Source organism: Acidovorax sp. LjRoot38 (genome assembly GCF_964252975.1).
Classification (GTDB): domain Bacteria; phylum Pseudomonadota; class Gammaproteobacteria; order Burkholderiales; family Burkholderiaceae_C; genus Acidovorax; species Acidovorax facilis.
The window spans coordinates 417,628-437,355 of the sequence record NZ_CAXUPT020000002.1; the positions used below are offsets into that span (position 1 = coordinate 417,628).

Genomic DNA, 19,728 nt, shown 5'->3' on the forward strand with positions numbered 1-19,728 from the left:
GGGTCGTTGGGGTCGCGGTCAGGGGCAGGGCCAGGCGCCGGCGCTGCGCGTGAACATCGCGCCCCCTAAGAACAGCGCATTGCCGTCGCTGGCCAGGGCCCAGGGCGTCCAGGGCAGTGCGCGGGGCATGACCGCCTGCCCTTGGAGTTGCCATGTGCCGCCTGCGCGCGACAGCAGCGCAATGCGCTGGGTTTCGGTGCTGCCCGGCCCTGCGGCGCCGCACACCCCCTGCCCCGCCACGTTGGCGGTGTTGAGGGCGAGGGTGCTGCCGTCGCTGGACAGCGCCATGGCCCCGTACTCGGGTCCTCCCGAGATGGGCGGCGAGTAGACGGACAGGGTGGCTGGAATGCGCCCCTGCTGGGTCCAGGCGCCACCGCCATTTTGCGAAAACACCAGCACCAGGGGCGTGGCGGAAGTCCGCAGCAAATCGCGGTCGGTCACGGCCAGGGTGCTGCCGTCTCCCGACAGGGCCAGCGACGCAATAAAGGTGCCTTCCGCATTCAGGGCGGCCTGTGGCGCCCAGGTGGTCCCGGTGCGGGCGTAGGTGAACACGGCGCTGGACGCAGAGGCACCACCGCCGCTGCCTGCGGCGGGGATGACCGCCGAGACGGCCAGCAGGTTGCCATCGGTCGACAGCGCCATGTGATCGGCGATTTCGGCCTGGCAGGGTTGCGGGCAGCCCGCCGGCGCACCGGCCGCGTCCAGGCGGGCTTGCTGGCTCCAGGCACCCGCGCTGCGCTGGTAGACGTAGACCGCATCGGCGACGACGCGGGAGCCCAAATCGCCCCAGACCTGCTTCATGGACCGAACCGCCAGAGTGCCGCCGTCAGCCGACAGCAGCATCTGGTCGACGAAATAGGTGCCGGACTGCAACGACGCCTGCTGCTGCCAGGGTTGGCTGGTGCTGCTGCGTGCGAAGACGAGCGTGGTGGTGGTCGCGCCCAAACTCGCGCCGCGCAGCGCCAGGGTGAGCCCATCCCTGGACACCATCGCGTAGCGTCCGTAGGCGCTGGCCGAGGTGAGGAGCGGTGCGCGCCCGGAGGGGAATTCGTAGCTGATGCCCTTGGCGATGTCAAAGGGCGTGGCATCCGTGAACCCACCGCATCCGCCTGCATTGCACGCGCGCAGGCGGTAGATGGCGTTGAGGCGCGCCGATACGGGGGTGGGGGTGTTTGCCAGAGCACCGACGAAATTTTGCGATGTGTCTTGCTGGTAACGGAAGCCGGCCCGGGACGTCTCGGTGTAATCGTCCACCTTCGCTTCGGGCAGGGGGCCTTGTCCGTCCGGGTCTTCATGCAGTTCGTAGCGGGTCGCCCCCGGCGTGGGGCTCCAGCGGAACTGGGGGCTGCCATATTCCACCGCGATCGCGAAGTTCGCGGGCGCTGCCACGGGGGCGGTGGGAGGAGGGGGCGGTGTGGTGTCGTCGGAGCCTCCGCCGCAGCCAACCAGGGCCATCGTGGCGCAGCCCAGTAACCAAGCGGTTTGCAGAGGATTCATGGCGCGGAATAGTCCAGGAAAGTTCCTGGAGGCTGGGGACGTATCAAACATTCGGCTCTCCATTTCAAACGATGGCGCGCGCGGTGTGACGGGCTGGGCTGGAGATCGTCGACAGGCTCGTACAGCGCTGCGATTACACCATCCAGTTGCGGATCTGATGTGTCATCGTTGTCCTACAACAGCCAGGGTGGGGCGGCTGGCGGCGTCCGGGCGCCATGCAACGCCCTTTAGAGCACTGCCGCGCTGGGGTTGCTGATGGTGTGGCCGCTGCTGCCAGGAGCAGCGGGGCATCCTGCGCCAGCGCAGCGCATGGCGCAATGGGGTGGCGTGCGCGCCTCAACGGACGCCCGGCATATCGACAACTGGGCCTTGCACTCTGGAACATGCAAACTCGCACGCAAACAGCGCCCGGGCCAGAAGCCCGGCGCGGGCAGCCGCCGAGAGCCGCACTCCGCGCCACAGGCATCAGACCGCCACGGCAGCGGTGGCCCGCGCAAAGCGCACAAAGGCCTGCAACACGGGCGCCACCTCGGCCACCGTGGCTTTCACCAGCACCTGCTGGAATCCCCAGAACATGCAGCACGCGAGCAGCAGCGAGATGGCGAGGGCGTCGATATGGGTTTTGCGGGCAGACAGGGACATCGGTCGATTCTGAAAGGCAAGCCTTGCGCTTCAGATCGCCTGTGTGCCGTGACCTTCTGGCCCTGCGCAGCGCCGCGGCGACGACAGGCAACGCCAAGCGTGGGTAGTTGGTCCTACAGCGGTTGCGCGTTTGGCGGACGCTGCCAGGCGGGTGATCTGGTTAGTGTGTGGCTTTCGGGTACGCACCAACTCTGCACCCCCCTGCGGCGAAAGCCCTTGCCTTTGCCCTTCAAAGATCCAACATGAACGTATCCCACACAGATCCGGACCGCGCCACGCCAAGGAGCGAAGGGCAAAGGCATGGACGGCACAAGGACCGGCTGCTGTCCGGCGCTGCACTGCTGGTTTTGGTTGTCCTGCTGCTGGGGTTTATGGGGCTGTGGCCAGCGATGCAGCAGCCATCGCAGACCACAGGAGCGCTGTTCTTGGGCGCCGACCTGGCGAACCCTGTAGACACATCACCCGCGAAGGTCGCGTCGCCAGCGCCGCAGCCAACCCAGGTACCGCGCAGGGCACAGTTCGGTAAGGAGCCCGCCTCGGCCGAAGCCCGCCAGATCGCGGCGTGGGCCTTGCACTCGGGTGACAACCAGAACCGCGCGGTCGTGGTGGTCGACAAAATTCACGCAAAGGTCTATGTGTTTGACCGCGACGGTGCCCTCCAGGGCGCGGCCCCCGCGCTGATGGGGTCGGCCATCGGCGACCACACCGTTCCCGGCGTGGGGGACAAGCCCGTCGGCCAGGTACTGCCCGAAGAACGCACCACCCCCGCAGGCCGGTTCGTTGCCGAAACCGGTTTGAACGCCAATGGCGAAGACGTGGTTTGGGTGGACTACGACGCGGCGGTCTCCATGCACCGAGTGCGGGCCAACGTCAAAGCCGAGCGTCGGTTGGAGCGGCTGGCCTCCAGCACCGCCGCAGACAACCGTATCTCCTTCGGTTGCATCAACCTTCCCGTCTCTTTCTACGAAAAAGTGCTGAGCCCCCTGGTGCGTGGCACGGGCGCTGTGGTGTACGTGCTGCCCGAGACACAACCGGCAGCCGCTTTTTTTGGCGCCTATGACCTGCCTGCGCAGTGATGCCCATTGACCCACGGTGTGTGCGGGCTTGTTGAACAGGGTGTTTTCGGACTGCGATGGCAAGACCCACACCGTGCAGGCCCGTCCCTGTCCGACACGCGCTCCGGTCTCAAGCTGACGTGGCGCCAGCCGCAAACAACTAGCCTGGGTACAGCTGGCGATGTTGCTGGCGATTTCCAAATTCACCACACACCAAGGAGTCTCCACATGACTGCATCGAACACACTCAAGACATTGCTCGCGGGCCTGGCTGCCGTCGCCGTTGTGGGCACCGCTATGGCGCAGGGCACGCCACCCACCACCGCAAGCCCCAACGCTGCCACGGGCGCCGGCCAGCAAAGCTCGCAAGGCACGCCGATGGGCACCACGGGCGTTGGCGGTGGGGGCGCCGCGACGGCGACCACGCAAGCCGCTCCAGCACCTGCCGCTGCAGCCCCCGTAACCACAGACAGGACCATGTCGGGCTCCGGCGGTGCGACAACCCGCCCCATGCGCGCTGACCGCAACTAAGCCGGGGAACCCTGGCAATAGCAAGAATGCCGGGTACGCCCGGCTTTTTTGTGGGTGAGGGCGCGCGAACAGTGCAAACACGCCGTGAACAAGCGCTTACGTGGCCCCACGGTACACTTTGCGCCTTCTGAAACGGTTCCCGCGCTCCTTTCCACACCCCATTCATGGCCCTTACGACGGCGGCGCAGTCCCGCACCAGCTTTGACCTCAAGAGCGCCTCGCTGCCCGTGGTGGCCGTGGTGCTCAAGACCACCGACGCCGCGCAGTTCGCCGCCGACCTGGCCGAGCGCGTGGCCGACGCCCCGGGCTTTTTTGACAACGACCCCGTGCTGATCGACCTGGCTGCCGTGCGCGAGGCCGAGGCACCCATCGACTTTGCCGCCATCGTGGCCGAGCTGCGCCGCCGCAGCACCCTGCCCGTGGCCGTGCGCGGCGGCAACCCCGCCCAGATGGACGCTGCGCGCGCCGCAGGGCTGGCGGTAGCGCCCGATGCACCGCCTGCCCGTGCCGAGGCCCCCGCCCCCGAGGTGCGCGAGGTCATCCGTGAAGTCGTGCGCGAGGTGGAGGTCGTTCGCGAAGTGCCCATGCCAGGCCCCGGCACCGTGGTGGTGGACAAGCCCCTGCGCTCCGGCCAGCAGGTGTATGCGCGCGGCGCCGACCTGGTCGTGATGGCCGTGGTGAGTTTTGGCGCCGAGGTGATTGCCGACGGCAACATCCACGTCTATGCCCCGCTGCGCGGCCGTGCGATTGCTGGCGCGCGGGGCAACACCGAAGCACGTATTTTTTCGACCTGCCTGGAGCCGCAGCTGGTCTCCATCGCGGGCATCTACCGCACCACCGAGACCGAGTTGCCCGCCGATGTGCGTGGCAAGCCCGCCCAGGTGCGGCTCGACGGCGAGAAGCTCATCATCGAGCCGCTTGCCTGAGTTCCCATTTCATTCGTACCAACCCCACAGAGAATCAGCAACACATGGCCAAAATCGTCGTCGTGACCTCCGGCAAGGGTGGCGTGGGCAAGACCACCACCAGTGCCAGCTTTGCCACCGGCCTCGCCCTGCGCGGCCACAAGACTGCCGTGATCGACTTTGACGTCGGCCTGCGCAACCTCGACCTCATCATGGGCTGCGAACGCCGCGTGGTGTATGACCTGATCAACGTGATCCACGGCGAGGCCAACCTGAACCAGGCGCTCATCAAGGACAAGCAGTGCGACAACCTGTTCGTGCTGGCCGCCAGCCAGACGCGCGACAAGGATGCGCTCACGCAAGACGGCGTGGAAAAGGTGCTCAAGGACCTGGCCGAGATGGGCTTTGAGTACATCGTCTGCGATTCGCCTGCCGGCATCGAAAGCGGCGCGCTCATGGCCATGCACTTTGCCGATGAGGCGCTGCTGGTGACCAACCCCGAAGTCTCGTCAGTGCGCGACTCCGACCGCATCCTGGGCATGCTGGGCAGCAAGACCAAGCGTGCGATTGAAGGCGGTGAGCCCATCAAGGAGCACCTGCTCATCACGCGCTACAACCCCAGCCGCGTGCAGGACGGCCAGATGCTGAGCCTGGAAGACATCCAGGACATCCTGCGCATCAAGCTGATCGGCGTGATTCCCGAGTCGGAAGTGGTGCTGCAGTCGTCCAACCAGGGCACGCCCGCCATCCATGCCCAGGGCACTGATGTGTCCGAGGCCTACAAGGATGTGATCGACCGCTTCCTGGGTGCCACCGACAAGCCGCTGCGTTTCATCGATGCGGAAAAGCCAGGCTTCTTCAAACGCCTGTTCGGGAGCAAATAAGCCATGGCTTCTTTCCTGTCCTTCCTGCTCGGCGAGAAGAAGAAAACCGCCAGCGTCGCCAAAGAGCGCCTGCAGATCATCCTGGCGCACGAGCGCAACGGCCGCAACGCCGCCGAGCCCGACTACCTGCCTGCGCTGCAGCGCGAGCTGGTGGCCGTGATCTCCAAGTACGTCAAGATCAACCCCGAAGACCTCAAGGTGCACCTGGAGCGCCAGGACAACCTGGAGGTGCTGGAGGTCAAGATCGAGCTGCCTGATACCGTGCGATAGGCAGCTACTGCCACCGGGCCACGCACTCCCATCGTGCCCCGGTGTCGCCCCAGACCCTGCCCCGCAACCCTGCGCGGCAGGGTTTTTTTGGGCCGGCGTGGCCTGATTTGGCCTGACAATTGCTAGATGCACTAGGGTAATCCCTAATCTCTCGGCAACAAGGCTCCTTTGGACACAACCTGGAAACTCAGCTGGCAGCGTGCACGCAACCACGAAGGCGTCACGCGCGGCGCGCGCGCCTTGGTTGCCCTAGCCGCTGTGCTGGCCTATGGCTGGTGGGCCGACTGGCAGGCCGAGTTGATGCCGGTGCTGCTGGGCGTGATCGCCAGCGCGCTCACCGAAACCGACGACAGCTGGCGCGGACGCCTGCGGGCGCAGTGCCTGGCGCTGGCGTGTTTTGGCCTCATGGCGGGGGCAGTCTGGGCGGCGGTGTCCTGGCCCTGGGTGCTGATGGGGGTGATGGCGCTGTTGTCCTTTGGCATCACCATGCTGGGAGCGCTGAGCGAGCGCTACCGCGCCATTGCCTTTGGCTCGCTCATCCTGTTTATCTATGCGGGGCTGGCCGCCCACAGCAGCCGTGCGGGCGCTGGCGACGCCATCCCCCGCATGCTGGGGGGCGCGGCCTGGTACGGGGTGGTGTCGGTGCTGTGGCATGCCGTGCTGCCGCGTGCGCCGGTGCGCTACCGCCTGGCCAAGCTCTATGCCATGCTGGGCGAATATCTGCGCCTGAAGGCGCTGTTGCTGGAGCCGGTGCGGGATGTGGACCTGGAGCGCCGCCGCATGGCGCTGGCACTGCACAACGGCCGCGTGGTGGACGCCCTCAACGCCACCAAGGAGAGCCTGATCAGCCGCATGGGTGCGGGCGCACCCCCGCTGTGGCTGCAAACGGCCATGCACCAGTACCTGGCGGCGCAGGACGTGCACGAGCGCGTGAGTTCGTCCCACGAGCATTACGACCTGCTTGCCCAGTCGTTCTTTCACAGCGACGTGCTGTACCGCTGCCAGCGCGTGCTCACGCTGCTGGGCGAACAGGCGCTCAAGCTGTCGGTGGCCATCGAGGAGCAGTCGGTGCCCCAGCACTGGGGCGTGACGGCCCGCGCCATCGAGGACATGCAGGCCGCCGTGGCGCACCTGGAGTCCCAGGCGCAGCTTGGCGGTGCAACGCCCCTTCCTGCCCAGTCCCGGGCGTTGCGGTCATTGCAGGCGCTGGCCGGCAACCTGGCCGCGCTGGCCGGGGTGTTTGCCGGTGCGCTGGCGCTGCCAGCTGGCAACGCCGAAGTGGCGGTGGACCACGCACTGTTTGACCGCGAGCCCCGCAGCCTGCGCGATGCCTGGACACGCCTGCGCTCGCAGTGGCAGCTGCAGTCTCCCTGGCTGCGCTACAGCCTGCGGCTGAGCCTGTCCCTTATGGTGGGCTTTGCCATCATGCAGGCCACGGCAGATCCGCATGGGTACTGGATCTTGCTGACCATCGTTTTCGTGAGCCAGCCGCAGTACGCGGCCACGCAGACGCGGCTGATGGAGCGCGCCAAGGGCACCGCCATGGGGCTTGCGCTGGGGTGGGCGGTGATCCAGCTGTTTCCGGGCGAGCTGGTGCAGGCCGCCTTGCTGGTGCTGGGCGGCGCGGTGTTTTTTGGGGCGCGGCACACCCGTTACACCCTGGCCACGGCGGCTGTCACGACCTTGTTGCTGCTCAGCTTTCACCAGATGGGCGCGGCCAGTGGCGTGATCTCCGCGCGCCTGCTCGATACCGTGGTGGGCTGCGTGATCGCCGCCGTCGCCTCATGGCTGGTGCTGCCGTCGTGGCAGTCGCGCCACTGGCCCCGGCTGGCCGCCCAGGTGCTGCAGACCCAGGCGTTGTACCTGCGGGAGATCCTGGCGCAGTACCAGGGCGGCAAGTGCGACCACCTGGCCTACCGCCTGGCCCGGCGCAATGCCCACAATGCGGATGCCGCACTGTCCAACTCGTACAGCGCCATGCTCAAGGAGCCCTTGCATGTACGTGGCAACGCCCAGGTGGTGGGGCATTTCCTGTGCCTGTCGCATACCCAGCTCAACTACCTGTCGGCCCTGGGTGCCCAGCGCGGTGGTGCGGCGGCCCGGCCCATGGACGAGGCCACGCGTGAACTGGCGCAAAGCCTGCTGGCGTCCCTGCAGCAACTGGCGCTGGAGCTGGAGCGCGCGCAGCAGTCAGGCCGGGTGCGCAAGTCCCACAGCGCCCCGGCAGTGGCCCAGGTGCTGCGCGAGTGGGGTACGGTACCGGCAGCGCCCAGCGCGCACAGCCTCATGGCGGCGCAGCTGCAGCTGGTGGGCAAGGTGTTCCCACAGCTGCAGGCGCAGGCGCGCCAGCTGGTGACCGCGGAATAGCCTGGGCGGAGTGCGGCGCGCGACCGGTGCCGCAGTGGGGTCAGCGTGCGTGCTTGGCGAACTTGCCTGCAAAAGCCTGTGCGATGCTTAGTCCGCGCTGCCCAGCGACCAGCGTGGCGGTCTGCCCGGCGGCGATGGTGCCAGGCCGGGCCACCGCCAGGTAGTAGCCGCAGCAGCCTGCCACCGCCATGGCGCGGCCGGCCTGGGCAAAACCCATCACGGCGGTGAACTTGAAGCAGGGCTCGCGCGGTGCGGTGACGCGCAGCACGCAATCGGGGAAATGCCACTCGTCACCTACAAACACCTCGTGCTCAAGCGGCCCGTCGATGGTGAGGTTCTCTCCCAGAAAACCCGGCGGCAGTGCCTCGTCGAACAGGCTCACGCCCCGCTCGCGGCGCTGGGCCTGCCAGAACGCGTAGTGCGCGGCAGGGTAGGCATACACCGCCTTGGCCAGGCCGCCGTGCACGCTCAGGTCGGCCTGCTCGTCGCCCGCCAGCCCCAGCGGGCCCACGGCCACGGGGCCGGTGACGGGGGCCTTGCCGATGGCAGTGAGCACTGAGCGCTCGCCCACCTTCAGGCGCCGGGCCAGGCCGATGTTCACGTGGCGCACGACCACGGTGGGGGTCGTCACAGCGGGTGCTCGGTGTAGAACTTGCCACCGTGGTACAGCAGGGGCGAGATGCCTTCTCGGTGTTCGCAGCGCTCGACCTCGCCCACAAAGATGGTGTGGTCGCCCTCCTTGTACTGGCTGCGGTTGAAGCACTCGAACGTGGCGGCTGCCCCGGCCAGCAGCGGGGCGCCGCTGATGCCGGGCCGGTATTCCAGGCCTGCCCAGCGGTCGATGCCGCGCGTGGCAAAACGCTCGGCCAGCGCCTTCTGGTCTGCGGCCAGCACGTGGATGGCGTAGTGCGAGCCATCGGCAAAGGTGGGCAAGGTGCTGGCGCCGTGTGACAGGCTCCAAAGCACCAGCGGGGGTGCCAGCGACACCGAATTGAAGGAGCTGGCCGTGAGCCCCACCAGGTCGCCCGCAGCCGTGCGGGCCGTGACGATGGTCACGCCCGTGGCAAACATGCCCAGCGCATCGCGAAACTCGCGCGTGGAGAAGCTCGGTGGCAGGGCGAGGGTGGGGCGGGGGAGCGAAGGGTTCACAAAAGCGGTGCCAGCGGTGGCAGCATGGGGGAGCAACTATTATCAGGCGCCACCCACCACCGCGCTGTTGCGGGGTTTACTGGTTTTTCCACCGCATGGCCGTCCTACCTACCTTCACCACCCTGGGCTCCGGCCCCACCGTGCTCCTGCTGCACGACGCCGATGGCGACCACCTCACCTTTGCCCCCCAGGTGGAAACGCTGGCCACGGCCGGTTACCGCGCCGTGGCCTGGAACATGCCGGGCTATGGCCGCAGCGCGCCCGTGGAGCCGTACACCTTCAAGGCGCTGGCGCAGAGCTGCCTGGCCTTGATCGATGCCCTGCAGGGAGGCCCTGTGACCCTGGTGGGGCATGGCATGGGCGCCATGGTGGCGCTGGAGGCCGCCGTGCGCAGCCCGTCGCAGGTGCGCCGCCTGCTGCTCTGTGCAGGTGGGCCAGCGCTGGATGCGCAGGCCATGGATGACTGGGTGGCGCCCCGCTTGGGTGCCCTGAAGGCGCTGGACGCCGGTGGCAGCATGGAGCAGCTGGCGCAGACGCTGGTGCCCCAGTTCATCGGCACCGGTGCGTTGCCCGAAGGCGTGCGGCTGGCCAGCCACGCGCTGGGCCAGGTGTATCCAGGGGCCTACCGGCGCGCGCTGGAGGCCTTGTCCACGTTTGATCGCGGAGCCTCTGCCTTGGCGCAGCTGGCCATACCCGCGCTGCTGGTGGGGGGCGAGCTCGACCGCTGCACACCGCCGGCTGCCCTGGAGGCCCTGGCCCAGGTGATGCCCGATGCGCAGACGGTGTTGTTGCCCCACATCGGGCACTGGCCGCAACTGGAGGACCCGGAGGGTTTCGATGCCGCGCTGCTGGACTTTCTGGCGCAGCGGCGGGTGCTGCACTGAGTTCGCCCCACCCGGCGCAGCCGATTTTTCGGCCCTTCAAACGTTTCTTTTTCCCTGCCATGCCCTGGCGCCACCGGGCGGGTTCGCGCGGGTCTGATTGCTCCTCTTGTTTTATGTGGTTTGCCCTGAAAAAAATACTGTCTGCGCTGCTGCTGCCCCCGGTGTCCAGCATCCTGCTGGCGCTGGTGGGGCTGTGGATCGCGCGCTACCACCGCCGCACGGGCATCACGGTGGTGGTGCTGTCACTGCTGTCGGTGCTGGTGCTGTCCTGGCCGCCGGTGTCGGACGCGCTGGTGCGCAGCCTGGAGCGCTATCCGGCGGTCGTCCCCAAGGACTTGCCTTCGTCAAAGGTGCAGGCCATCGTCGTGCTGGGCGGCGGCGCCGACACGGTGGCGCCTGAATACGGCGTGGACGTGCTCAGCCGGGGCGCGCGTGAGCGGGTGCGCTACGCCGTGTACCTGCAGCAGCAGACCGGGCTTCCCATCCTGGCCACGGGGGGCTCCACCGGCGGCACGCGGGCCGAAGCGCTGGTGATGAAAGATGTGGTGGAGCGTGAGTTCAGGGGCCGGGTGCGGTGGACCGAGGTGGAATCCCTTGACACCCGCAGCAACGCCGAAAGATCTGCCGTGTTGCTCAAGGCCGCTGGCATCGAGCGCATTGCGCTCGTCACCCACGGCTGGCACATGGTGCGCGCGGCCAAGACCTTCGAGCGCGCCGGTCTGCAGGTGCTGCCCGCGCCCATGGGCTTCAAGGGCGGGCAGGCGCGCAAGCTGTACCGGGTGTTGCCGCGCGCCTCCGCGCTGGCCGACAGCAGCCTGGCGCTGCACGAATGGCTGGGCATCCTGGCCCAGCACGGGTCGCTGGATCGCTAAGCCGTCAATCTGCGGCCGGTGTCAGCAGAAAACGGCTGGCTGCCTCCATCGCCTGCGCATCGGCCTGCACCGCGCCCGGTGGCCCGCCCTTGCCCCACAGGGCGCCGCCCCAGGTCATCGACAGGAACTGCGCGCACAGCGCCACGGAATCGATCATGGGCTGGGCCTTGGTGCGATCGCCGCTGGTGGTGACAAGCGCCAGCGTCTTGGAGGCCATCGGCTCCTTGAAGGCCAGGCCGGGGACGCGCATCCACGCGCTCCAGTGGTCCAGGTAGGTCTTGAGCGGCGAGGGAATGCTGTACCAGTAAACCGGCGCCACAAAGACGATGTGCGTGGCTGCCAGCGTGGCGTCGAGCAAGGTCTTCATGTCGCCTTCGGGCGGTGCATAGGTACCCGAGGTGTGGCGCTGGTCCACGAAGGGCGGCAGGTTCATGCGGGCCAGGTGGTGCCAGGTTTGCGCAGTACCGGCAGGGAGTGCGGCGGCGGCCTGGCGCGCCAGCCATTCGGTATTGCCGGTGTGGCCTGGTTCGCGGGTGGAGGTGGTGAGGAAGAGGTAGTGCGGTGCGGTGGGCGTGGTCATGGTGCCATCGTAGCGCCGCCCCCCAGACCCGTGCCGGGGGCCAGGGTTGCGATGCAGAGCTCCACCAGCGCCTGCTCGAATTCGGGGCTGTCCAGCAAGGGCGACTGTTCCAGCGATGCCGCCCGCACCGCGCCCATGAAGGCGCGGGTGAGCACAAACAGCTGGGTTGCCGAGGATGCGGGCATCTGCTGCTCTTGCGCCACACGCTGCAGGTGCAGGGCCAGCCGCTCGCTGGCGCCGCGCACCGAGATCAGCACGGACGCGCGGTAGTCGAGCTTCCACGACAGGCGGGCAAGTGCGCGCCCTTCCTGGGGGCCGCCGCCAAAGGCCTGCAGGTAGTGGCGCACATACCCGCGCACCTGCTGCTCGGGCGTCCAGCCTTCGGTGCGGGCCTGGGCGAGCAGGGCGTCCAGCTCCAGCATCACCCGGTCGCAGTGCTGGTCGAGCATGGCCAGGAGGATGGCTTCCTTGCTGGGAAAGTACTGGTAGAGCGAGCCCACGGAAACACCCGCAACCTCGGCGATGCGGTTGGTGGTGAGCGCGTCCTCGCCCTGGGTGGCCACGATGCGTGCGACGGCTCCGAAGATGGCATCGACTGTGAACTGCGAGCGTTCCTGGCGGGGCGAACGGCGGGGGGCGGAGGAGGCAGGGGGCATGGAAAACCTGAGCGCAATGCGAGTAGGCGGAGACGGCGCTGCTGCCTATTCTGCCGCCAGTCCCTTGCAACATCCGGAGGAAACCTTCATGCACGCAACCAGCCAACTCGCCCTGGGAGCCGCCGCCATCGGCCTGGCTGGCACCTGGGCATGGCGCCAGCGCCTTGCGCTGCGGGCCGTGCACCGCGCCAGTGCCATCGCGCTGGCATCGTTCCTGGCGGCCCACTTGCTGGGCCACCTGGCGGGGCTGGCCGGAGCGGCAGCGCACCAATCCGTGCTGCAAGCCCTGCGCCTGATCTATCGCCAGCCGTTGGTCGAAGGCGTGCTGCTTGGCTGCCTGCTGTTCCAGATGGGCAGCGGCCTCACCTTGCTGTGGCGCGGGCGGGGCCGGCGCCGTGGGGGCGTGGCGTGGATGCAGGCCATCTCGGGGGGCTACCTGGCGCTGTTCCTGTTGATCCATGTGACGGCCGTCTTGGCGGGCCGGTTTCAGGGCGTGGACACGAACCTGCAGTTTGCAGCGGCGGGCATGCACACACCGCCCTGGCAGTGGTTCTTTGGCCCGTACTACTTTTTCGCAGTATTCGCGCTGGGCACGCACGTGGGTTGCGCTTTGTACTGGAACCTGCCAGAGCCTCTGCGGGCGCGAGCGTTGGTGGGGGCCATGCTGGCGGGCTGGCTGCTGGCCGTTTGTTTGGTGGTGCTGCTGGCGGGCGGATTCCATGTGCTGGAGATTCCGGCCCGTTACCTGGCCCCCCCGGCCGGGCTGGCAGGTCGGGGTTGAAGGGGGCCAGAGCATCCGCGCTGCGTGCGGTCTTTGCGGTTTATGCGCCGGCCTGGCTTCGCAGCCAAGCCCTCACGCCCGCAACGACTTCCGGTGCGCGTTGCTTGCGCGGAGCCACCAGGTAGTAGCCGGCGCCCGTGTGTGCTTCTTCCTCAAACACCTTGGCCAGCCGACCGGTGGACAGGTCCTGCGCCACAAAATCTTTCTGCACCAGCGCGAGCCCCTGGCCGGTCAGGGCCGCGTCGATCGCGAGTGTCGTCTGGTTGAACCAGATGGCCTGCGGTGTGGGATCTGAAGCCCCGGGAGCGGGCGGCGTGTGCTGCGCAAGGTAGTCGGCCCATGGAGACTGGGAGTCGTGCAGCAGCACGTAGCGGCCGATGTCACCCGCGGTGCCGGGTGGCCCCGAGCGGCGCAGCAACAGCGGGCTGCCCACCGCCACCAGGCACTCTTCGAACAGGAGATCGGCCGTGAGCCCCGGGCCGAATGGGGGGCGGCCGTACCGCACCGCCAGGTCCACGGCCTCGGTCTGAAAGTGCGAAAGGTGCTCGGTCGCCAGGATCCGCAGATCAACCCCAGGGTGAAGGCGCGTGTAGTCCGCCAGCCGTGGGATGAGCCACTTGGTGGCGAAGGTCGGGGTGACGCTGACCGTCACATGCAGGGGCTCGGGCCGCAGGCCCTGTGTGGCATCGGCGAGCATCTCGAACGCGCGCCGCACGCTGGTGGCATAGCGCTGGCCGTTGTGGGTCAACACGAGGGTGCGCGGGTGCCGCTCGAACAGCTTGAGGCCCAGCTCCGCCTCCAGCGCACGAATCTGCTGCGCCACGGCGCCCTGGGTCACGCCGAGCTCCAGCCCGGCCAGCCGAAAGTTGAGATGGCGGCTGGCGGCTTCGAACGCTCGCAGCGCATTGAGAGAGGGCGTAGGCCCCAACGGGGAGGTCATGGGTGTAGATTTTCTACTGGATCGAAGCACGGCGGCTGCTCCGTCCGGTCGTCCAACACAAGAATGATGCGGAACAATTGCCAGATGCCGGTGTGCGGCATTCAAGGACGATCATGGCAGTAGAAAAAGTAGCGCTCATCACCGCGGGCGGCACCGGCGTTGCCGCTGCCACCGCCCGTCGGTTGGCAGAGGATGGTTTTCAGGTCGGCATTCTTTCGTCGTCGGGCAAAGGCGAGGCCTTGGCCCAGGAACTCGGAGGCGTTGGCGTCACGGGGTCCAGCCAGTGCCTGGCGGATCTGGGCCGCCTGGTGGATCTGGCGCAAGCCCGCTGGGGCCGGGTCGATGTGCTCATCAACAGCACCGGCCATGAGCCGCGCGCGCCTTTGTTGTCTCTGGCGGATGAGCGGTGGCTGCAGGGGACGGACACCTATCTGCAGAGCGTGATCCGGCCCACGCGGCTGGTGGCCCCCTTGATGCAAGCGCAGCGTGGTGGCGTGATCGTGAATCTGTCGTCAGCCTGGGCGGTGGACCCGAGCGCGCTGTTTCCGACATCGGCGCTGGTTCGCGCCGGGCTGGCTTCGTTCACACGGATCTTTATCGACAGCCATTCGCGGCACAACATCCGCATGAACAACGTGCTGCCGGGCTGGATCGACACCTTGCCCGTGTGGGAAGAGCGCCGCACCGCCGTGCCCCTGCAGCGGTATGGGCAGGCCGCCGAAGTGGCCGCGACCATCGCGTTCCTGGCCTCGGAAGGGGCGGGCTATATCAACGGGCAGAACCTGCGGGTGGACGGCGGACTCGCGCTGGCCACCTGAGTGCCCGCGCAACGAGCGGGTTGGTGTGATGGATCCACCCAACCCTTGCAGGCTGTGTGGGTGCTCTCAGGCGGCCAGCGCCGTGGCCGATGCGCGCCGTGCAGATCCTTGGTGGCCCAGGAAGCCGAAGTTCATCGCGGGCTGTTCGCCGCTGATCAGCTCGGCCAGCGCCTTGCCCGAACCTGCACCGTGTGTCCAGCCCAGCGTGCCGTGGCCCGCGTTCACCCAAAGCTTGCCCACGCGGGTCTGCCCGATGAACGGGATGTTGGTGGGGGTGGCCGGGCGCAGGCCGGTCCAGTACTGCGGGTCGCCGCCTTGTTCGGGCGTGCGGGTGTCGCACACGCCGGGCAGGATGGCCTCGATGCGGCGCGACAGCATGTGGCAGCGTGCGCGCGCCAGGGAGCTGTCGAGCGTCAGGTCCCAGCCATTGAGTTCGATGGTGCCCGCCACGCGCAGGTAGTTGCCCAGGCGGCTCATGGCGATCTTCTTGCCGTCGTCGATGGTGGAGACCATGGGCGCGCCCTCGGGCTTGAGCAGCGGGAACGTGGCGCTGTAGCCCTTGCCCGGGTAGATCGGCAGGTCCACGCCCACGCCGCGCAGCAGCGGCGCGCTGTAGGAACCGCAGGCGACGACGACGGCGTCGGCCTTCAATATGAAGTCTTTTTTGCCGCCAGCGCTTGTCTGTTTTGGCATGACAGCTACTGAATCAATAGCATTGCCGATTTTGTTCAGGCGCAGCACATCGTGGCCGTAGAGGAACTGCGCGCCGCGTGCAATGCAGCGGCGGGCCAGCTCCTGGGTGAACACGCGGGCGTCGCCGCTTTCGTCGGTGCTGGTGTAGGTGCCGCCGGTGATCTTGTCGCCGTAGGCCTTGAACGCGGGCTCAATCTTGAGCAGCTCATCGCGGCTGACCAGGCGGCGCTGCACGCCGTGCTTGCGCATGAGCTCCACCGCGTGGCCGGCGGCGTCAAAGGATTTCTGGTCGGTGTAGAAATGGGCAATGCCGCGTTCGAGCCGGTTGTATTCGATGCCCGTGGTGCTGACCAGATCCTTGAGCGCGGCATGGCTGTAGGCGCCCAGCGCCACGATCTGCTGCACATTGCGCTCGAACGCGGCGTCGTTGCACTGCGCCAGAAACTGCAGGCCCCAGCGCCACTGCTGCCAGTCCATCTGCGGGCGAAACAGCAGCGGGGCTTCCTTGTCGAACATCCACTTGAGCGCCTTGAGCGGCGCCTCGCGGTTGGCCCAGGGCTCGCAGTAGCTCACCGAGATCTGTGCTGCATTGGCAAAACTGGTTTCGAGCGCAGCATCGGGCTGGCGGTCGACCACGATGACCTCGTGACCGCGTTCAAGCAGGTGCCACGCCGTGCTGATGCCGATGATGCCGGCGCCGAGAACAATGGTTTTCATATGCGTAATGCCTTGTGAGCCTTTGCGTGCCACCCGCCCCAGTGCGGGACACGATGGGGCGCAGTGTGCGCGACATTGCATTCAACTAAAAGCAAAATTAAACTTACTCCAAAAACATCAGCGCACCTAATAAACGGTGCGGTAGAGACAACCCTCTTTTGTTCGAGCCCGAGACCATGAGCACCTACGATCCCGCCGCCCTGGAATGCCTTGCCGCCATCGTTGAAGAGGGCGGCTTCGAGCGCGCTGCGCAGCGCCTGAACGTCACACAGTCGGCCGTCTCACAGCGCCTGCGCGCCCTGGAGGCGCAGGTGGGCTCGGTGCTCATCGTGCGCAGCCGACCCCTGCGGCCCACGTCGGCCGGGCAGCTGCTGCTCAAGCACACCAAGCAGATGCGCCTGCTGCGCGCAGACCTGGAGCGCGACCTGCACGAGCTGGCGCCCAGCGCCCCGGGCGGCACGCGCGAGGATGAGCGCATCTCGATTGCCATCAACGCCGACAGCATCGCCACCTGGGCGATGGGCGCGCTGCACGAGCTGGTGCGCCAGCGCCTGCCGCTGGAAATCATCGTGGACGACCAGGATTTCACGCAGGAATGGCTGCGCTCAGGCCAGGTGCTGGGCTGTGTGACCACGCTCAAGCAAGCGCTGCGTGGGTGCAAGATGGTGCCGCTGGGCGCCATGCACTACGTGGCCGTGGCGTCGGCCAGCTATGCGGAGCAGTACCTGCCCCAGGGGCTCACGCCGCACAACTTTCGCGAGGTGTCGTTCCTGTCGTTCAACCGCAAGGACGACATGGCTGCCGAGTTTGTGGCGCGTGCATTCGGGCTCAAGCGCGTGGCACTCAATCACCTGTTCGTGCCGGGTTCCGAGGCGCAGATGCGCGCCGTGGCCGCAGGCTGGGCCGTGGGTGTGATGCCCGAGCTGATGGCGCGCGAGGCGCTGGCGGACGGCAGCATGGTGAATCTGGCACCGGGCCGCTCTCTGCCCATCCAGCTGTACTGGCACTGCTGGAACCTGGAGTCGGCCGTGCTGGACGCCCTGACGGCGGCCCTGACCGCCACCGCCGCGCGGACGCTGGAAGCGCCTGCGGCATGATTCCTGCGGGGTAAAACGTGAACGACGTAGTTGTATTGCAACTTAGTCATTTATTTTTTTACTGCAATGTATAAAATACAAGCCATGCAAACGCCGCAACCCAAAGTTTCGTTCAAAGAGCAGATGCACCAGGCGCGCGAGGATGCCATCCTCCAGTCCACCTGCCAGCTCCTGGGCGAAAAGGCCTTCGATGCCATGACCATGGACGACGTGGCCAATGCCGTGGGCATTGCCAAAGCCAGTCTGTACAAGCACTTCTGCAGCAAGGAAGAGCTGTGCAGCGCCGCCATGGTGCAGATTCTGGGCCGTGTGCAGGCCTACCTGGCAGATCTGCCCAGTGAAATGCCTCCGCTTGAAAAGCTCCATGCGCTGGTGCGCTGGTCGCTGGAGCGGCTGCTGAGCAACGAAATGCCGCTGCTGCCCAGCCGCAACTCCACGCTGCGCGCGGTGCTGATGGCCAACAAGGACTACCTCAACGGCCTCGTGGCCGTGAGCGACCAGATTGGTGAATGGATCACCCAGGCCCAGGCACAGGGCGTGATCAGCCCCACCTTGCCGCCGCTGGTGGTGCTCTACACGTTGTATGCGCGCGCCTGCGACCCGGTGGTGAGTTTTCTCAAGGAAGGCGGCCAGTATTCCGATGCGGAAATCGTGGATCTGGTGGTGCGCACCTGTTTCGACGGGCTGGCAGCGCGGTAGTCGCGTCTCCTTTCCAGCGTTTCGTACGCACCCAAAAAAGAAAGCCCGGCATGCCGGGCTTTCTTGCGTGGGGCTCACGGGGCTCACAGCCACCGGCTTACTTGGGCAGGATCACCTTGTCCACGACATGGATCACACCGTTGCTGGTGAACACGTCGGCCATGGTGATGTTGCTGGTGCGAAGGTTCTGGTCGGTGATCACGAGGCTTGCGTTCACCGTGAAGGTTTGTCCCTGGACAGTGGCAATGGCGGTATTGATAGGGACCTCGGCCTTGAGCACGCGCGCGGGTACCACGTGGTAGGTAAGCACCGTGGTCAGCAGCGCAGTGTCCGCCAGCAGGGCTTCCTTGGTCACCCCGAGCTCGGCCAGCAGCGCTGCAAACGCGGCGTTGGTCGGCGCAAACACCGTGAACGGGCCGGCTCCCTGCAAGGTGGTGGCCAAGCCGGCCGCCACCACGGCTTCCACCAGGATGCTGAAGTCCGGCAGCGCCGAGGCGGTGGCGACGATGTCCTTGTTGGCTGGCAGCAGCACGCGGTCCACCAGATGCACCACGCCGTTGCTGGCCTGGATGTCCGTGGCCGTGATGGTGGAAACGCGGTTGCGACCATCGGTGATCTTCAGGCCGTTGGCCGACTCGATCTTGAAGAAGCCGCCTGACACGGGCGTGATGGCCTTGCCCAGGGGAACGTCTGCACGCGGGACCCTGCTGCCGAGCACGTGGTAGGTCAGTACCGCTGTCAGCAGGGGCTTGTCGGCCAGCAGGGCCTCCTTGGTCACGCCCAGCTCGCTGAGCAACGCTGCAAAGGCGGCGTTGGTCGGGGCGAAAACCGTGAGCATGCCGGTGCTCAGAGTGGGCGCCAGACCGGCGGCGACCACTGCTTCGACGAGGATGCTGAGGTCAGGATTGTTCTGGGCGACTTCGACGATGTTGCGCTGGGGCTCATCGTCGCCGCCGCCACAGGCCTGCAACAACGTGGCGCCGGCGCCCACGGCGGCGGCCAGCAAGACGGTACGGCGGTTGAATGCGGTGTTCATGGGGCTTCTCCTCGCTAGTGGATGGTGGTGGAAAGGACGAGCGGTTAGTCCGCGGGCTTACTTGGGCATCAGAACGGTGTCGATGGCGTGGATCACGCCATTGCTGGCAGCCACATCGGTCGCGATGACCTTGGACTGGTCCACCATCACGCCCATGCTGGTGGACACGGTGATCTCCTGGCCCTGCACGGTCTTGACCTTTCCGGCCTTGACGTCCTTGGCCATCACCTTGCCGGGGACCACGTGGTAGGTCAGCACCTTGGTCAGTGCGGCCTTGTCAGCCAGCAGGCCGTCCAGGGTGGCCTTGGGGATCTTGGCGAAAGCCTCGTCGGTGGGCGCAAACACCGTGAAGGGGCCGGGACCCTTGAGGGTGTCCACCAGGCCCGCCGCCTGCACGGCCGCCACCAGGGTCTTGAAATTACCCGCCTTCACGGCGGTATCGACGATGTCCTGGGCCATCACGGTGAAGGTGGCGCCTGCGGTCAGGGCCAATGCGATCAGGGTTTTTTTCATGGGTCGTTCCTCGGTTTCGATGGAAATGACACGCCAGGATGGGCGCAGCGAGAATGTATAACCAATTGGTCGCTAAGTAAACCAACAAGTTATGTTGTAACCGATTGGTTTCATTTGGGCAAAAAAAAGCCCTGCCGGAGCA

21 protein-coding genes and 1 pseudogene are annotated in these 19,728 nt (G+C 66.8%); 12 read left to right on the forward strand and 10 right to left on the reverse strand.

The features are described 5' to 3' along the window. Positions 1-18: 18 nt before the first annotated feature. Positions 19-1,497: a hypothetical protein gene (locus tag ACSQ22_RS04460; protein WP_436129543.1), complete on the reverse strand. Its 1,479-nt coding sequence runs from the start codon at positions 1,495-1,497 to the stop codon at positions 19-21. Positions 1,498-1,878: 381 nt separating this feature from the next. Beyond that, positions 1,879-2,139, reverse strand: a pseudogene (locus tag ACSQ22_RS04465) (EamA/RhaT family transporter); the annotation flags it as partial. A 242-nt stretch (positions 2,140-2,381) separates the two neighbouring features. Here ACSQ22_RS04465 and ACSQ22_RS04470 point away from each other — a divergent pair. The 6 genes from ACSQ22_RS04470 (at position 2,382) to yccS (ending at position 8,151) form a co-directional block, all read left to right on the forward strand. Further along, positions 2,382-3,215 carry a hypothetical protein gene (locus ACSQ22_RS04470; RefSeq protein WP_436129544.1) on the forward strand — a complete coding sequence of 278 codons (834 nt, stop codon included), beginning with the start codon at positions 2,382-2,384 and terminating at the stop codon, positions 3,213-3,215. Positions 3,216-3,422: 207 nt separating this feature from the next. Beyond that, a complete protein-coding gene (locus tag ACSQ22_RS04475) occupies positions 3,423-3,725 on the forward strand; it encodes a proteophosphoglycan ppg4 (RefSeq protein WP_218301340.1) in 303 nt (100 codons plus the stop codon). 164 nt (positions 3,726-3,889) lie between these two features. Beyond that, positions 3,890-4,651 (forward strand): septum site-determining protein MinC, encoded by a 762-nt coding sequence (gene minC / locus ACSQ22_RS04480; RefSeq protein WP_055397267.1) that lies wholly within the window; start codon positions 3,890-3,892, stop codon positions 4,649-4,651. 44 nt (positions 4,652-4,695) lie between these two features. Next, the gene (minD, locus tag ACSQ22_RS04485; RefSeq protein WP_055397265.1) at positions 4,696-5,514 is read left to right on the forward strand and encodes a septum site-determining protein MinD; all 819 of its coding nucleotides are present in this window, start codon (positions 4,696-4,698) and stop codon (positions 5,512-5,514) included. Between the two features lie 3 nt (positions 5,515-5,517). After that, entirely contained in the window at positions 5,518-5,784 is a 267-nt protein-coding gene (minE, locus tag ACSQ22_RS04490) for a cell division topological specificity factor MinE (RefSeq protein WP_010465263.1), read from the forward strand. A gap of 168 nt (positions 5,785-5,952) precedes the next feature. Next, a complete protein-coding gene (yccS, locus tag ACSQ22_RS04495) occupies positions 5,953-8,151 on the forward strand; it encodes a YccS family putative transporter (protein WP_436129545.1) in 2,199 nt (732 codons plus the stop codon). Between the two features lie 40 nt (positions 8,152-8,191). Here the strand turns inward: yccS and ACSQ22_RS04500 are convergent, their stop codons facing one another. Both ACSQ22_RS04500 and ACSQ22_RS04505 read right to left on the reverse strand, forming a co-directional pair. Continuing rightward, positions 8,192-8,782 (reverse strand): MOSC domain-containing protein, encoded by a 591-nt coding sequence (locus ACSQ22_RS04500; protein ID WP_436129546.1) that lies wholly within the window; start codon positions 8,780-8,782, stop codon positions 8,192-8,194. Next, positions 8,779-9,300, reverse strand: coding sequence for a flavin reductase family protein (locus ACSQ22_RS04505; protein WP_436129547.1), 522 nt, complete (start codon positions 9,298-9,300; stop codon positions 8,779-8,781). The genes ACSQ22_RS04500 and ACSQ22_RS04505 overlap by 4 nt, the downstream gene beginning before the upstream one ends. 95 nt (positions 9,301-9,395) lie before the next feature. On the opposite strand from ACSQ22_RS04505, the gene ACSQ22_RS04510 reads away from it, so the two are divergent. Both ACSQ22_RS04510 and ACSQ22_RS04515 read left to right on the forward strand, forming a co-directional pair. Beyond that, the gene (locus tag ACSQ22_RS04510) at positions 9,396-10,184 is read left to right on the forward strand and encodes an alpha/beta fold hydrolase (RefSeq protein ID WP_055397261.1); all 789 of its coding nucleotides are present in this window, start codon (positions 9,396-9,398) and stop codon (positions 10,182-10,184) included. A 113-nt stretch (positions 10,185-10,297) separates the two neighbouring features. Beyond that, positions 10,298-11,056, forward strand: coding sequence for a YdcF family protein (locus tag ACSQ22_RS04515; RefSeq protein ID WP_055397259.1), 759 nt, complete (start codon positions 10,298-10,300; stop codon positions 11,054-11,056). Positions 11,057-11,060: 4 nt separating this feature from the next. On the opposite strand, the gene ACSQ22_RS04520 is transcribed toward ACSQ22_RS04515, so the two are convergent. Continuing rightward, positions 11,061-11,636: a flavodoxin family protein gene (locus ACSQ22_RS04520; RefSeq protein ID WP_121421841.1), complete on the reverse strand. Its 576-nt coding sequence runs from the start codon at positions 11,634-11,636 to the stop codon at positions 11,061-11,063. Then, complete coding sequence (locus ACSQ22_RS04525) at positions 11,633-12,292, reverse strand: TetR/AcrR family transcriptional regulator (RefSeq protein WP_436129548.1); 660 nt, start codon at positions 12,290-12,292, stop codon at positions 11,633-11,635. The genes ACSQ22_RS04520 and ACSQ22_RS04525 overlap by 4 nt, the downstream gene beginning before the upstream one ends. A gap of 88 nt (positions 12,293-12,380) precedes the next feature. Between ACSQ22_RS04525 and ACSQ22_RS04530 the strand changes: the two genes are divergently transcribed. After that, the gene (locus ACSQ22_RS04530; RefSeq protein WP_436129549.1) at positions 12,381-13,073 is read left to right on the forward strand and encodes a hypothetical protein; all 693 of its coding nucleotides are present in this window, start codon (positions 12,381-12,383) and stop codon (positions 13,071-13,073) included. 40 nt (positions 13,074-13,113) lie between these two features. On the opposite strand, the gene ACSQ22_RS04535 is transcribed toward ACSQ22_RS04530, so the two are convergent. Then, positions 13,114-14,013 carry a LysR substrate-binding domain-containing protein gene (locus tag ACSQ22_RS04535; RefSeq protein WP_228896959.1) on the reverse strand — a complete coding sequence of 300 codons (900 nt, stop codon included), beginning with the start codon at positions 14,011-14,013 and terminating at the stop codon, positions 13,114-13,116. Between the two features lie 113 nt (positions 14,014-14,126). On the opposite strand from ACSQ22_RS04535, the gene ACSQ22_RS04540 reads away from it, so the two are divergent. Continuing rightward, positions 14,127-14,831 carry an SDR family oxidoreductase gene (locus tag ACSQ22_RS04540; RefSeq protein ID WP_436129550.1) on the forward strand — a complete coding sequence of 235 codons (705 nt, stop codon included), beginning with the start codon at positions 14,127-14,129 and terminating at the stop codon, positions 14,829-14,831. A 66-nt stretch (positions 14,832-14,897) separates the two neighbouring features. Here ACSQ22_RS04540 and ACSQ22_RS04545 read toward each other — a convergent pair whose 3' ends face one another. Next, positions 14,898-16,241 carry a D-amino acid dehydrogenase gene (locus ACSQ22_RS04545; protein ID WP_436129551.1) on the reverse strand — a complete coding sequence of 448 codons (1,344 nt, stop codon included), beginning with the start codon at positions 16,239-16,241 and terminating at the stop codon, positions 14,898-14,900. A 176-nt stretch (positions 16,242-16,417) separates the two neighbouring features. Here ACSQ22_RS04545 and ACSQ22_RS04550 point away from each other — a divergent pair, with 176 nt between their 5' ends. Next, positions 16,418-17,338, forward strand: coding sequence for a LysR family transcriptional regulator ArgP (locus tag ACSQ22_RS04550; protein WP_055397292.1), 921 nt, complete (start codon positions 16,418-16,420; stop codon positions 17,336-17,338). Between the two features lie 84 nt (positions 17,339-17,422). Further along, positions 17,423-18,037, forward strand: coding sequence for a TetR/AcrR family transcriptional regulator (locus tag ACSQ22_RS04555; protein WP_431151471.1), 615 nt, complete (start codon positions 17,423-17,425; stop codon positions 18,035-18,037). 97 nt (positions 18,038-18,134) lie between these two features. Here the strand turns inward: ACSQ22_RS04555 and ACSQ22_RS04560 are convergent, their stop codons facing one another. Together ACSQ22_RS04560 and ACSQ22_RS04565 are read right to left on the reverse strand one after the other, a co-directional pair. Then, on the reverse strand, positions 18,135-19,073 hold the full coding sequence (locus tag ACSQ22_RS04560; RefSeq protein ID WP_228896956.1) for a fasciclin domain-containing protein: 939 nt from the start codon (positions 19,071-19,073) through the stop codon (positions 18,135-18,137). Between the two features lie 57 nt (positions 19,074-19,130). Then, positions 19,131-19,586, reverse strand: a complete 456-nt coding sequence (locus ACSQ22_RS04565; protein ID WP_121421847.1) for a fasciclin domain-containing protein — start codon at positions 19,584-19,586, stop codon at positions 19,131-19,133. Positions 19,587-19,728: the final 142 nt, after the last annotated feature.